The sequence below is a fragment of the Oceaniferula marina genome (assembly GCF_013391475.1).
Classification (GTDB): domain Bacteria; phylum Verrucomicrobiota; class Verrucomicrobiia; order Verrucomicrobiales; family Akkermansiaceae; genus Oceaniferula; species Oceaniferula marina.
Window position 1 is genome coordinate 1,067,970 of sequence record NZ_JACBAZ010000001.1, and the last position, 14,789, is coordinate 1,082,758.

The 14,789-nt window shown below is 54.1% G+C and carries 9 protein-coding genes; 5 read left to right on the forward strand and 4 right to left on the reverse strand.

The features are described from left to right. Positions 1-61 precede the first annotated feature (61 nt). Entirely contained in the window at positions 62-2,866 is a 2,805-nt protein-coding gene (locus tag HW115_RS04275) for a glycoside hydrolase family 2 TIM barrel-domain containing protein (protein ID WP_178931316.1), read from the reverse strand. Positions 2,867-3,075: 209 nt separating this feature from the next. Next, positions 3,076-3,657 carry an HNH endonuclease gene (locus HW115_RS04280; RefSeq protein WP_178931317.1) on the reverse strand — a complete coding sequence of 194 codons (582 nt, stop codon included), beginning with the start codon at positions 3,655-3,657 and terminating at the stop codon, positions 3,076-3,078. Positions 3,658-3,806: 149 nt separating this feature from the next. Here HW115_RS04280 and HW115_RS04285 point away from each other — a divergent pair, with 149 nt between their 5' ends. Continuing rightward, positions 3,807-4,868: an Lnb N-terminal periplasmic domain-containing protein gene (locus tag HW115_RS04285; protein WP_178931318.1), complete on the forward strand. Its 1,062-nt coding sequence runs from the start codon at positions 3,807-3,809 to the stop codon at positions 4,866-4,868. 59 nt (positions 4,869-4,927) lie between these two features. Here HW115_RS04285 and guaA read toward each other — a convergent pair whose 3' ends face one another. Beyond that, complete coding sequence (gene guaA, locus HW115_RS04290; RefSeq protein ID WP_178931319.1) at positions 4,928-6,451, reverse strand: glutamine-hydrolyzing GMP synthase; 1,524 nt, start codon at positions 6,449-6,451, stop codon at positions 4,928-4,930. 102 nt (positions 6,452-6,553) lie between these two features. After that, entirely contained in the window at positions 6,554-8,008 is a 1,455-nt protein-coding gene (guaB, locus tag HW115_RS04295) for an IMP dehydrogenase (protein WP_178931320.1), read from the reverse strand. 384 nt (positions 8,009-8,392) lie between these two features. Between guaB and HW115_RS04300 the strand changes: the two genes are divergently transcribed. The 4 genes from HW115_RS04300 to HW115_RS04315 are packed head-to-tail and all read left to right on the forward strand — an operon-like array spanning position 8,393 to position 14,744. Continuing rightward, positions 8,393-9,544, forward strand: a complete 1,152-nt coding sequence (locus HW115_RS04300) for an AAA family ATPase (protein WP_178931321.1) — start codon at positions 8,393-8,395, stop codon at positions 9,542-9,544. Between the two features lie 55 nt (positions 9,545-9,599). Continuing rightward, the gene (locus HW115_RS04305) at positions 9,600-10,493 is read left to right on the forward strand and encodes a DUF58 domain-containing protein (protein WP_178931322.1); all 894 of its coding nucleotides are present in this window, start codon (positions 9,600-9,602) and stop codon (positions 10,491-10,493) included. A 38-nt stretch (positions 10,494-10,531) separates the two neighbouring features. After that, positions 10,532-12,481, forward strand: coding sequence for a BatA domain-containing protein (locus HW115_RS04310; RefSeq protein ID WP_178931323.1), 1,950 nt, complete (start codon positions 10,532-10,534; stop codon positions 12,479-12,481). Between the two features lie 16 nt (positions 12,482-12,497). Then, positions 12,498-14,744 carry a hypothetical protein gene (locus HW115_RS04315; RefSeq protein WP_178931324.1) on the forward strand — a complete coding sequence of 749 codons (2,247 nt, stop codon included), beginning with the start codon at positions 12,498-12,500 and terminating at the stop codon, positions 14,742-14,744. Positions 14,745-14,789: the final 45 nt, after the last annotated feature.

Here is a 14,789-nt window from a genome sequence, read left to right on the forward strand (position 1 = left end):
CTGCTCTGACAAAGGAATCCAACAAGCAGAAGAAACCGGCAGGCCTCACGACTCGGATCATTTACGAAGGAAAGAAAATCAGATGAATCTGCTGCTTGCCTTTGATCTTCGTTGGGAGCCCTGATGGCCCCCGCTGATCGGCAGCATGAAACTTGGTGCCAATCGCAGGTATGGCGTGCAGAAAGGACACGCCGCCATCGAAGTTGGCGGTTCGCGTGTGCAAGGGTTCAGTCCCATTACGCGGTTCAAACACCCGGGCAAACAACCCTGATTGATTGGTCACCACGTTCAGGTTTCCTTCATCCCTTTGAAGTTCCAGCCAATGCATATCAGCGAAGTAGCCTTTGAACTCCGGCAGTGGCCAGTGTTTGCCCGGAACGGCATCGTTGTATTCGCACTGCCACAGGCCAAACTGTGGCCCCCGCATTCGGTTTTGCCAAACCCGATAAGGCCCCTGCCCCAGCCAACGCTTACCCAGAACCCCTTGCTCCGGAAAATCAAAGGTGACTCCGTGAAAAGCATAGGTCTCATCATCCTCATTCCCTCCATAGGAGCACTGCATTTCCAGATACCCTTGCGGATGAATCTTCCAGATCAAACCATTGAGCCCTCCATTCACGCCCTCCACATCCAAGACAAGGACATCACCATCGTAGCGTTGCCGGATAAGAGTCTGGCTTTCGGGAAGTAATTCCATCAAATGAGCCAAGCGTGGTCCCCGGCTCAAGGGAATCACTTTTGCCCCCGAAGCCATCCCCATCAGCAGCCCCGTCCGAGGGTCAAAGTCCGCCGTAAAATCTCCCACCCGAGCCCGTAACCGCCCGGGACTTTCTTCAACTTGCACCGTCTGTTTGTCCCGACCTGCCAGCCCACACAGTGCCAGCGGGTTCGGAGGCTGCAAACTCCAGCACCAAGTAAACAACTCCTGTTTCTTTCCATTCGTCACCCGAACTCTGAGGGCTTGGGTCGAGCTCCAATCACCGGGCAAAAGCAGCTGCGTTCTTTCTCCGGGAGCCACTACCGGGCAGTCGAGACGCCCCCGCTGCACCACCTCTTCGCCTGAAATCGTATATCGCAATTTCTCCCATGCTAAAGTGCATGTATCCAAGTTGGTGAAATCGTAGCGATTCTCCACTTGCACCTTACCGCTGAATCCGGACTCAGCGGTCGACACCATCGACACTTGAACCGGCGACCATATTTCCTTCACCGTAAAAAAGCTTCCTTCCTTTTCCCGGTGTGGGCCGACCAGTCCGTCTGGCGCTCGGTTACCGGCGAGGTCAATCTCACCATTCCGATCTGTCCGAACAATCCCTTCATCAGCAAAAACCCATAAAAATCCCCCTGCGGCATGTTCATGCTGCAAGATGAGATTCCAATAATCATTCAAGCCGGATCCCGATCCGCCATCATAGAGACCGTGCAAAAACTCCGTAGGCATAAAGACCTGCTCACGCTTCGCCATGCCCTCCAAAAATGAATAATTCGGGTAATGCTTTGTATCAATTTCATTAAACAAAGACCACGGGTGAATCACCACCCGGTTTTGCTTATCCCATAGCGCATAGTCGTCGTCCAACTCGGTGTTCCACCCGCCTTCATTGCCATTGGCCCAAAACAGAATACTCGGATGCATTTGATCGCGCCGAACCAACTCACCCACCAGGCGCTCACCCACTTCCGTATCGTAAGCTGGTTGACTCCACCCGCAGAGTTCATTGATCACATACAAACCCAACTCGTCACAAGCTTCCAAAAAATGTTTGTCCGGAGGGTAATGGGACATCCGCACCGCATTCATATTCATCTCCTTGATCAGACGAGCATCCTGATAACTCAATGCCCGGCTCACGGTCCTACCAGTTTCGGGCCAAAAACAATGGCGGTTGACTCCCTTGAGACGGATTTTACGCCCATTGACAAACACCCCCTGCTTCGCCTTCAACTCCACCGTTCGAAAGCCAAATTTCCGCTCAATCCGATGAAGGCAACGGTCTCCGGACATCAAATCCAACCTCACGGTATAGAGATGAGGCGTTTCAGCTGTCCACGTCTGATGCCCCCGCACCTTGGTCGACACACTCACTTTTTTTACACCTGCACCCACCGGGCTGGAAAAGGGCTCACCCAGAGCATCCCCCTGGCTATCGACAATCTGCGCACGAAGACGATCCGCACCTTTGGCACCGACGATAAATACATCGAGATCAAACGACCCGTCCGCCTTCGCATCCACCGACGCCCAATCGATATATTCCTGGGGGAGAGCCTCTAAGAACACCGGCCTGAAGATGCCTCCCAGCACCCAGTAATCCGCCTGCCGCTCCGCCATCTCCACCGTCTTGTTTTTCGACACCTTACAGACATGCACCTCTAACTGGTTCTCCCCTGCTTTGAGCAAAGAGGTGATTTCATAGGCAAACCGATAAAATCCACCTTGATGAATCGGGCCGGCGAGTTGTCCGTTCACCCTGACCTGGGCATCCGTCATCACCCCTTCAAATACAATGCGAACCCGCTTCCCCTTCCACGCCTGAGGTATTTGAAAATTCCTCCGATAGATACCTTCTTCATCGTGATGCTCCACACCTTTCGGCCGGTAGTGATGATCATTTCCATAATCGTAATTGCCAAATCCCTGCTGCTCCCACTGAGAAGGAACACCGATCTTGGTCCAAGTGCCGCTCTTACGCCCTTTTGTACAGAAAAAGTCCCATAGGACAGGATCATCGTTCCCCTTACCCGTGAGATAACGGCTCTGAGTCTCTGCCCCCGATACGCCTCCAACCAAACTCACCATTACGAGTAGGCCGATAGCGAACCAACCAAACCGAACATTGCTGAACATCATCACTTTCATCTTCATGAACACCAAATACGCTAAGCCCAAGATCCTTTCACCATAAAAATCACCCTGTAAAAAGTAAATTGACCCATTCCTCAGTCAGACCGAACCATCCTGCCCATCATGGGCATTTCGCTGACAGCTTTAAGTCCACACACTCTCTCTCCGCCCCTTTACATCCCCGCCGAGTCTCGACACCCTGCATCTTTGAAAGAATACTCAAGGGCTCCTCAATAGAGAAAACTTTCCCAACTGTCATCCATCGTGCCGCCTCGACGAAATCCAAACAGTGGCCGCCAGCGAGGAGCCTCGGGCTGCTTGCGAGGAAACATCTTTGCTTCATGTGGTAGTTTGTTCGCCTTGCGGTTGTTGCACTGAAAACAAGAAGTCACTATATTCTCCCAAGACATCCTACCACCTCTGGCCCTTGGAATCACATGATCGAGATTCAGTTGATGCTCGGGCAGGCAATCCCCACAATACTGGCAAGTATGATGATCTCTTAAAAAGACATGCCGCCGCGTGAACCGCACCTCCTTCATCGGCAACTGATCATACATCGCCAACACAATGACCTTGGGCACACGCATGGCAAAACGCACCGAACGGACAACCCCCTCAGCCAATTTCTCAGCCGAGGATTCCAGCCAGGACCCCAGATCATGGGTTTGATACTTCGACGCCCCCTCGGCCTCGACAACCTGCGCATGCCCGAGACAAAGCAGCTTCAACGCCCGTCGTACCGAACAGGTGTGGATTGGTTGCCACAGTTTATTGAGAACCAATACATTAGAATCGAGAGCACTATCCATAAACTACCTATAATCGTTATCTCCCCACATACCAAAATGTGATGATTCTGACAAGTAGTAATTTAAGATCTCTTAACTAACTGCGACAAACACATCCATGCACCACATTTGCATCGCCACTTGGCGAAATCCGATATAATGATCTCTGTATGGATGCGATCAAACCCCATTCTAAGAAAAACAGCCGCGCCCGATCACGCCTAACACGCATCTTACTCTTCCCTCTGTCCTTCTGCGCGATCACCGCTACGGCATGGACCTTTGGAGCGCTCTACTACGATGGCCCGGCCCGGCTGCCGGGTGGCTGGAACCTGATACTCGCGCTCGTCTGGTTGACCTCGGTCTCCATCATCGCAGTCAAAGCCCAAATCCTCCGTCTCTGGCAAATCCGTCTACTTGTATGTTGTTTGCCCATCTATATCTATTGGCTGAGCATTCGCCCATCTAACGATCGGAACTGGAAACCTGAATTTGCGGAAACGGGTTACGTGGATATCGACGGCGACCAACTCACCTTCCACAAGGTCAGGAACTTCGATTATCGTGCCGACGGATCACCGGCAGGCATCATCACCGAGCGATGGGAAACCCGCCAACACCACCTCAGTAAGCTACGAGGTGTCGACCTCCACTTCGATGCATTCGGAGGAAAACTGATGGCGCACCCGATGCTCAGCTTCGACTTCGGCAAGGAAGGGCATCTGGTGCTCTCCATCGAAACCCGCAGGGAGCAGCATGAATCCTTTTCCGCAATCGGCGGGATCTACAAAATGTTCGAGCTTCAATATATTTTCGGAGATGAGGCCGACCTCGTCCGGGTAAGAAGCAACATCCGGGACGAGCCGATGTATCTCTATCGAACCATCACCAATCCGGAACAAGCACGCCAACTCCTGCTGGAGTGCGTCAGAACCCAAAACCAACTCAAAGATCACCCTTACTGGTACAATGCCATCACCGCTAATTGCACAACCAGTTACCGGGCCCAGACGCCGAGCGACCAACGCAACCCTTTTGACTGGAGACTGCTTGTCAATGGACAGTTAGACCAGATGCTCTACGAAAAAGGAGCCTTCGCCACCGACGGACTCCCCTTCGAAAAACTACGCGCCCAGGCCTTGATCAACGAAGTTGCCCAACAACACGCCAAAGCGGAGGGATTCAGCCAAGCCATCCGCAAAGGACGGGCCGGATTCACGGACAAAAAATAACCCGGCTGGATGGCCGGGTTATACGATCTCATTGTTCGAATCAAAGAAAGAGATCCCTGCTATTCCCACTCGATACTTGCCGGTGGTTTGGTGGAAATATCATAAAGCACCCGGTTGATCCCATCCACCTCATTGAGGATTCTGTTACTCGTTTCCCGCAGCAAGGCCGGTGGTAGCTCCACCCAGTCTGCGGTCATAGCGTCTTCACTCACAACAGCACGCAGGCTAATCGCCCACTCGTAGCTTCGCTCATCACCTTTGACTCCCACTGTTTTCACCGGGATCAGTCCGGCATAAGCCTGCCATACCTTATCATACCATTCATAATCCTTCAGACGACCAATAAAGATATCATCACACTCACGAATGATGCGCAGTTTCTTTTCTGTAATATCACCAGGGCAACGAACCGCCAGGCCTGGACCGGGGAACGGGTGACGGTTCAGAATATCACTCGGGATACCAAGCGACACCCCCAACTCCCGCACCTCATCCTTGAACAACTCTGCAAGGGGCTCGAGAACCTTCCCCTGCTCCTGCAATTCAAGAATCCGGGCAACCCGGTTATGGTGGGTTTTAATCACAGACGCCTTGGACTTGGCATTCGAGGCGGACTCAATCACATCCGGATAGAGCGTTCCCTGAGCCAACATCTCGGCATTCCCCACCGTATTCCAAAAGACATCAATAAAGAGATTCCCGATAATTTTGCGTTTTTCCTCAGGGTCCGCGACACCTGCCAGCTTACTCATAAACAACTCGGAGCAATCGACCGTTTCAATCTCCACACCCATCCGGTGAAAGTTGTTACGCACTTCGTCGCCTTCATCGAGACGCATCAATCCATGGTCGACAAAGATCGCGCGGACATTCACCCCGGCCTCTTTCAATAAAACGGCAAGCACCGTACTGTCGACCCCACCGCTCACACCACAAACCACCTGCTTGTCTCCGACTTTTTCACGGATGCCATCGATCAACTCACGCTTAAAATCTTCAATATGAAACTCCTCAAGCTCACCGGCCTGAAGCAGGAAGTTATGAAGGATACGCAATCCCTCGTGGCTATGGGTAACTTCCGGGTGAAACTGAATCCCGTAATAGCGCTCTCCCCACTTCAAAGAAACAGGAACATCCTCACGGTTCGAGGCAAGAACCACTGCATTGTCCGGCAGTTCACTGACGGTATCCGAGTGACTCATCCAGACCTGCGATTCATGCGAGATCCCCTCATACAAACCTTCACTCACAAGAGGCAACAATCCGGCCGGTCCATACTCACGACGGTTACTCGCTTTCACAGCCCCACCAAATTTAATGTTCAGCAACTGCATACCGTAACAAACCCCGAGAACCGGAACGCCAAAGGCATCGAGCTGATCAAAATCAATATCCGGAGCATCTTCGTCACTGGTACTCTTAGGTCCGCCCGATAGAATAATCGCCCCCGGTTTTCCTATCTGGGATAAGTCTTCCGGCTCATACAACTTGGCAAAGAAACCCAGTTCGCGCACCCTGCGGACGATCAACTGAGTGTATTGGGAACCGAAATCTAAAACGGCAACATGATTGTTTTCTGTCATAGCAATAAATAATAATAGGAAATAATAAAATGTTACGGGTAGCGGCAGCAACACCCGTAACACACAGGATCTATCCGACCCTCAAAGAAGAAACAAATGAGATTAACTCAGTGGTTGGTAATTGGTAGGTTCCTCGGTGATCACAATATCATGGGTATGACTTTCTTTAAGTCCACCGGCTGTGATCTGCGTAAAGATCGCGCGCTCACGCAGCTCATCCAAAGTCGACGCTCCAACATAACCCATTCCGGAACGAAGGCCACCCATCAATTGGAAAACAACATCCGCAAGCGGTCCTTTATAGGGAACCCGGCCTTCTACACCTTCCGCGACGAGCTTCCCGGAGCTATTCTGACCATAGCGGTCACCCGATCCCTTACGCATGGCTCCTAAGGATCCCATTCCGCGGTAGGACTTGAACCGGCGTCCCTGGTAGCGAACCATCGCACCGGGGCTTTCGCGCGTTCCTGCGAGGATCGACCCCAGCATCACAAGATCAGCACCAGCGGCAAGCGCTTTCACAATATCGCCGGAGTAACGGATTCCACCGTCGGCAATCAGAGTTACTCCACGCTCACGGCAATACGATGCCGCATTCTGAATGGCGGTAAACTGAGGCATCCCCACACCGGAAATCACACGGGTGGTACAAATCGACCCGGGGCCGACGCCGACCTTGACGGCGGCCGCTCCGGCATCGGCCAGATCCTTGGCACCTTCAGCCGTTACGACATTACCCGCAATCACGGGAACGTCACCAAGCTCACGCAATTGACGAATCACATCCACAACCCGCGTCGTATGCCCGGTAGCGGCATCAATAAACAAGGCATCCACGCCGGCCGCAATCAATGCTTTCCCCCGGTCGATACAATCAGGCCCCACTCCAACAGCTGCACCACAGCGAAGTTGCCCGTTCGGGTCCTTGGCGGCATTGGTAAAGGTGATACGTTTCTCAATGTCCGCTCCGGTGATCAAGCCAGCAAGCCGACCTTCGGCGTCGACCAAAGGCAATTTTTCAATCCGGTTTTCATAGAGAATACTGCGGGCTTCACTCTGGCATGTGTGCTCAGGCATCGTCACGAGCCTTTCGAGAGGAGTCATCACCTCACTGATTTTAGCATCATCATCGGCCATGTGACGAACGTCACGCCCGGTCACCATCCCTTCAAGCTTACCCGCGGCGTTCACCACCGGGAATCCAGAATACCCGTGCGTGAACATAATTTCACGCAGATCGGCCACCGTCTGATCTTTGGAAACGGTAAACGGATCACTAATCACCGCACTCTCCGAGCGCTTGACCTTGAGAACCTCAGCCGCTTGTTCCTCGATCGTGTTATTCCGGTGAATCACTCCGATTCCACCTTCACGAGCCAGAGCAATTGCAAGCTCACTCTCAGAAACGGTATCCATCGCTGCAGACACGACAGGAATATTTAATCCGATCTTGTCCGTCAGAGAAGTTTTCAAATTGGCCTCGCCGGGCAAAATGCCACTCATCCGCGGGGTCAGCAATACATCATCAAATGATAGTCCTAGGGAAATCTGCGCCATGGCAAAGTCAAGAGAACCGAAGCCCCGATGACAAGCGTGAAATGCGCCCTCGGTGATTTTTTTCCAACAACGACCAAACACCCGCACAAACAGCCAAATCGAATTTCCATCTCCCCCTTACTTTACCAAGCCTCCCAGCCCCAAGAGATCGAGAAAAATAAGTTTTTCCTGCCTCGACAAAATAAATCCCCCCTTTAGTTTCGCTAAGTCCACAACAGCTGCACTCATGGCATCGCAAACTGCCACGAAATAGCCACCAAACCGACGGCAACAACCCGTCATCAGCCAGTCCCCCAGTTTCCAGTTCCCCATCTCCCATACGCTTACCCACTGACTCACATCTCAGCCCAACCTAGCATTTCACCCCAGTTACTATCCGTCACCATGGACACACCTTCTTCCTCAGACGCCACCGAACCAACCGAACCCTTCGCAGCCACAGACGCTTCGGAATCTCAAGCACCCGAACCCTTCGCAGAAACCGCGCCAACGTCAAAAACCACGCCTCCACCAACGGCTACGATTTCCACGCCCGAAGGCGATTATTTGCCCAATGACGACGTTGCAGCCATCGACAAACTCGGGGAGGTCTACAAAGCGTTTAAAGAAGAGATTGGCAAGGTTATCATCGGCCAGGAAGAAGTCATCGAACAGCTGGCCATCTGCCTTTTCTCACGTGGTCACTCACTGCTGATGGGGGTCCCCGGACTCGCCAAAACCCTGCTTGTTTCCTCGGTTGCCGAAACCATGGACCTGACATTCAACCGAATTCAGTTCACTCCGGACCTCATGCCAGCCGACATTACCGGAACCGACATCATTCAGGAAACAGATGCCGGCCACCGGGAATTCGAATTCATCAAAGGCCCCGTCTTTGCCAATCTGGTTCTCGCAGACGAAATCAACCGAGCACCAGCGAAAACCCAGTCCGCCATGCTCGAGGCGATGCAGGAAAACATGGTCACCGTACTCGGTAAAACCTACCGACTCGACAAACCGTTCTTTGTCCTCGCCACCCAGAACCCGGTTGAGCAAGAAGGAACCTACCCTCTTCCAGAAGCCCAGCTCGACCGCTTCATGTTCTTGATCAACGTCGATTACCCAAGCCATGAAGAAGAGCTCCGCATCGCCCGGGAAACCACAGGTGTAGCCAAAAGCGCATTGAAGCACATCCTCAACGGCCAACAAGTCATGGACTTCCAAGACCTCGTTCGCAGGATGCCCGTTCCCGATCACATCTACGAATATGCTGTGGAAATCGTTCGCAAAACCCGCCCGGGAACCGAAGCCTCACCGGAATGGATCGGCGAATACGTCGCTTGGGGTGCAGGCCCCCGCGCCGTTCAATACCTCGTCCTCGGAGCCAAGGCCCGTGCGGCGCTCAATGGATCCTATATGGCAAGGTTAGAAGACATCGAAGCCGTTGCCCGCCCCGTGCTCACCCACCGAGTTCTCACCAACTTCGCAGCTGAATCCCAGGGAATGACCGCGGCCAAGGTCGTTGATCGACTCGTGGAAGAAATGAAGGAAGCCTGAACCGGATAAGCACACGTAAGTCCACACCGGCTTATCACCCACCTGTTCCTCCTTCATGAAATACGACTTCCTGGATCCGGATGCACTGGCAAGACTTGGGGCTCTGCCTCTCGAATCGCGCCATGCGATGAGCGGTAACGTCGCAGGACGACACCGCTCACCCCACCGTGGATCATCGGTTGAGTTCGCGGAATACCGGAAATACGTCCAGGGCGATGACACTCGCCGACTTGACTGGAAAGCCTACGCCCGATCGGACAGATACTACATCAAAGAGTTCGAAGCCGACACCAACCTTCGGGCCTACTTCGTGCTCGATGCCAGTGGCTCCATGGGCTTCAGCGCAGCAGATGAAGCCCGCATCCAGTTTGCACGCAAATTGGTCGCCAACATGGCCTACCTCATCGTCGACCAGGGAGACGCAGCAGGCCTCTCCGTCTGTAAGGAAAAAATCCACCTCGAGATTCCTCCGACCCGCAGAGCGGCCCACCTGAATCACATATTCGAAGTACTCGATCAAACAGAACCATCGGGAGAAACCGGACTGATTGAATCACTGCACACGATTGCAGAAAAAGTAGGCCAACGCGCCCTGGTCATCATTCTTTCCGACCTCTTCTGTAACACTCCGGCACTCGGGGACGCTCTCCAGCACCTGCGCTACCGCAAGCATGACATCGCAGTCTTCCACCTACTCGATCAACAGGAAATCAACTTTGATTTCGAACGCCCCCACCGCTTTGTCGACATGGAAGATAAAACGTCGATTGTCGCCGAGCCTACACTCGTCGCCGAGGAGTACCGACAGGCGATGCGCGACTTTATGAGAGATGTCCAGGTCAAGTGCCACGATGTGCACGCTGACTATCACCTCATAACGACCAACCAGAACTTTGAGGCCATCATTCACGATTTCCTCACCAGCCGACTCTCGAAAAAAGGAAAATAAGATCCCGATCTCCACCGATTCCGCCCATTTGACACTCCATGTCCTTCCTTCAACAATCTTTGCTCTGGGGACTCTTCGCAGCAAGCATCCCCATCATCATCCACCTGCTCAACCGCAGGAGGCACCGCACTGTGCAGTGGGCAGCCATGGAGTTCCTGCTCAAAGCTACCCGGGAATCACGAGGCAAAAAGAAACTCAAGTATCTCATCATCCTTGCCTGCCGAACACTCGCCATCGCCGCTCTCATCTTCGCCATCGCCCGACCACTGGTCGGCGGGTTCCTTGGCTGGGGCGGAGGAAAAATCGACACGGTCATTCTGATTCTTGACCGCTCGAGCAGCATGGAACAATTCTCCCCCGGAAGCACCCTGAGCAAAAGGGAAAGCGCTCTGGCCAGCGTCCACCAATCACTCAAAGAGCTCGACTCCCCCCGTCTGGTCCTGATCGACAGCGCGAGCGGAAAAGCCCAGGATGTTCCCAGCCCGGATGCCCTTCAGGAGCTCACGGCCACCTCGGCCACCGACACCCAGAGTTCGATCCCGGTTCTGATTTCATCCGCCATCGATTACATTCTCGACAATACCCCGGGACGAGCAGAAATCTGGGTAGCCAGCGACCTCCAGCAATCTGACTGGGCACCGGAACAAGGCCGTTGGGACGCCATTCAAGCCGGAATCAGCGACCTCCCCCAAGACACCACCCTGAGAATCCTTTCCCTGCCATCACCAGCCAAGGAAAACACCGCCGTTCGAGTCCACGCAGCAAGACGCAGCGGCGAAGAACTCGTTCTGGATATCGAACTCAAACGCAGCCACAATGACGGGCCGTCCTCGATCCCCGTCACCTACAGCCTGAACGGCACCCGCAGTTCGGATAAAGTCACCGTCAACGGCCAAACCTATCAATTTCAAAAACGCCTTCCACTTGGCAAACGAGAAGGGGTAGGCCATGGATTTGTCGCCATCCCATCAGACAGCAACCCGCGCGACAACGTAGCCTATTTTGCCTACGGCGAGGATGCGCCCACCGCGACCTACATCGTCAGTGAAGGAGGGGAATCACCCACTTGGCTCAGTTTGGCATCCGCTCCTCCCGGATTTGAAAAACAACAAAGCATCCAGCTCGACCCGTCGAAAGCCCACCAAATCAAATGGGCACAGGCTGCGCTCGTCATCTGGCAGGCCCCAATGCCCGAAGGACCGGTTGCCCAGGAATTCTCCCGCTACATCGAATCCGGAGGTGCCGCTGTTATGCTCCCACCCCGGGGCGACTCAAACCGATCATTTCTTGGCCTCAGCTGGGGAGAACTCAGCAATGCCCCCCGTGGTCAGTATTTCATCGTCGACCAGTGGGATCATGCGGATGGTCCCTTGCGTGACGGCATGGAAGGCACACCGGTTCCTGTCCCCCGGCTCAAAGCCATCAAACGAAGAAATATCGATGGAGAGGCCCTGACTCTCGCCTCCTGGGATGACAAACAGCCGTTCCTCGTCCGCAGAACCCTTGGGGAAGGCACCGCCGTGTTTGTATCAACCCTCCCCGATTACACCTGGTCGAACCTTGGCGATGCCGATGTTCTGCTCCCGGCCATCCAGCGCATGATCGCCGTGGGTGACACCCGCTTCGGCTCCGCATTTGCGGCCATTGCAGGAAGTCAACAAAGCTTCACCTCACACGGAGAAAACCGATCCCGACTGGACACCTACGCCAAATCAAATTCAAGCAACGCTCCCTACGAAGCGGGCGTCTGGAAACTCGGAGACCGACTGATCGCCAGCAACCGGCCGGCAACAGAGGATCAGTGGCAAATCCTGACCCAAAACCAGCTTGACCAAATGCTGGAGGATATCCCCTACAAACTCTTCGAAGACCAAGGACAAGCAGATAGCCTGACCCGGGAAATCTGGCGAGCCTTCCTCATCGCCACTCTCGTTTTCCTGATCACGGAAGCCCTACTCTGCCTGCAACCGAAAATCAAAAAGTCTTGATCACCCACCGCTCACTTTGAACTTCTCCATCTCCAATTTGATCTTCTCCCCGACTCCGCTGACCTTCTGGCTCGGAATCATCTCCTTGTGCATGGTTGCCATCCTCTGTGGCATCGCCATCCGGAGAGCCACCAGGCCGTTACGGACAGGAGGACTGGAAACCCTGCGCTTTCTCTGCACCCTGATCGTTGTCCTGATGCTCTGGCAGCCTGAATGGAGAGAAATCACCGAACCGGACACCAAACCCGAAGTCGCCATCCTCTATGATGCCTCGCGCTCCAGCACCACAGCCGATGCCATTCTACCAAGCGAGATCAGCCCAACTCAAGACGTTGTCACCCGCGCCGAGTGGATGGAACAAGTCCTCTCCAGCGAGTTGTTCACGCCCTTAAAAAGCAACGAAAACAACCGCGTATTCGAGCAGGCATTCTCAAGCCCCCCGGAAGATGCTGATCCCAACGTTCAAGCTCTCGCCGGAACCGATATCTACGGAGCCATCGACACCCTGCTCGAAGAACACAATAACCTGCGGGCCGTTGTCCTTTTGACCGACGGCGACTGGAACACAGGCCAGGCCCCCGTAGCGGCAGCCCAGAAAATGCGCAGCCGCAACATCCCGCTCTTTGCCGTCCCCGTTGGCAGTGACAAACGCCTGCCCGACCTCGACATCACCAATGTCACAGCCCCCACCTACGGTATTGTTGGCGAAAATGTCCAAATCCCATTCACCATCATCTCCTCTCTGGATCGCGATGTTCGCACCCTCATCCGCTTACGCGATGTAAAATCCGGGACCGAACGGAGTAAAAACATCACCATTCCGGCCGGCCAGGAATACCACGACTCCATTCTCTGGCGTCTCAATACCGAAGGATCCTCAACCCTCGAACTGAACATCCCCGTGGCCAACGGCGAGATGGTCAGCAAAAACAACCAAAGAAAGTTTACCATTTCCGGCAGGAAGGAATCACTCCGGGTTCTGGTCATTGAGTCCACCCCCCGCTGGGAATACCGCTTCATTCGCAACGCCCTCTACCGCGACCCCGGGGTCCACGTCGACTGCCTGCTCCTCCACCCGAAACTGGGCCCGGGTGACGGCCCAGGCTACATCCAACAGTTCCCGGAAAAACTCGAAGAGCTGCAAAAATACGATGTCATTTTCCTCGGAGATGTCGGCATCAGCAGCAGCGGAAAAGACGGCATTACCATGGAACAAGCCGAACTGCTCAAAGGGCTGGTCGAAAACCAGGCGAGCGGCATCGTCTTCATCCCAGGCTCCAAAGGCAACCAATTCTCACTGGAAGACAGCCCGCTGGGAGAACTCATTCCCGTGCTGCTCGATGAAAACCGGAAAGAGGGCTACAGCGACATCTCAACCTCCAAACTCAACCTCACCAGCGAAGGAAAAGGATCACTGCTCACCATGCTCGGCAATGCCGAGGACGAAAACGAAACCATTTGGAAAAGCCTACCTGGCTTTTACTGGCATGCCCCGGTGGTCAAAGCCAAAGGAGGCACCGATGTTTTGGCCGTCCACGCCAACCGCAGTAATGAGTTCGGAAGAATCCCGATGCTCGTCACCCGCACCGCAGGAAATGGCAAGGTCCTCTTCCTCGCTCACGATTCTGCATGGCGCTGGCGCCGCGGTGTCGAAGACCTCTACCACTACCGTTTCTGGGGGCAGGTCGCACGCTGGATGTCCTACCAGCGCAACATGGCGGCCGGAGAACGCATCCGACTCTACTTCACCCCGGACCGGCCCCAACCCGGAGACTCCGTCACCCTCAACGCCAACGCCTTCGACCAATATGGAGCCCCATTGAAAAAAGGAGAGGTGCTCATCGATATCACGGCTCCGGATGGAACCTCACGCCGGATTAGCCTCGATCGAGCAGAAGGCACCTGGGGGAATTTCAGTGGCCGCTTTAAGGTTGCCCAACCGGGAGCATGGAAAATCCAGGCCAGCATCGACGGGGATACTACCCACGGAGTCAAAACCACCCTACTGGCCCAAGGGAATGAAATTGAAAAAACCGGCATGCCGGCAAAATCCGACGTCCTCGAAGAAATGGCACGCGTGGCCAAAGGCCGACTCATGGATGGAGACAAGCTCAGCTCGCTGGTCAAGGAAATCCACGCCCTGCCCGAACCCACCCCTCAGGAATCGCGCACCCCGCTCTGGTCACACTGGCTGACAGCTACCATACTCATCACCCTGCTCGGCTTGTTCTGGGTCGGACGAAAACTCAACGGCACATTTTAAATCCGAAATGAAAAATATCCGTGACCTGTCAGATAAAGCCTGCTA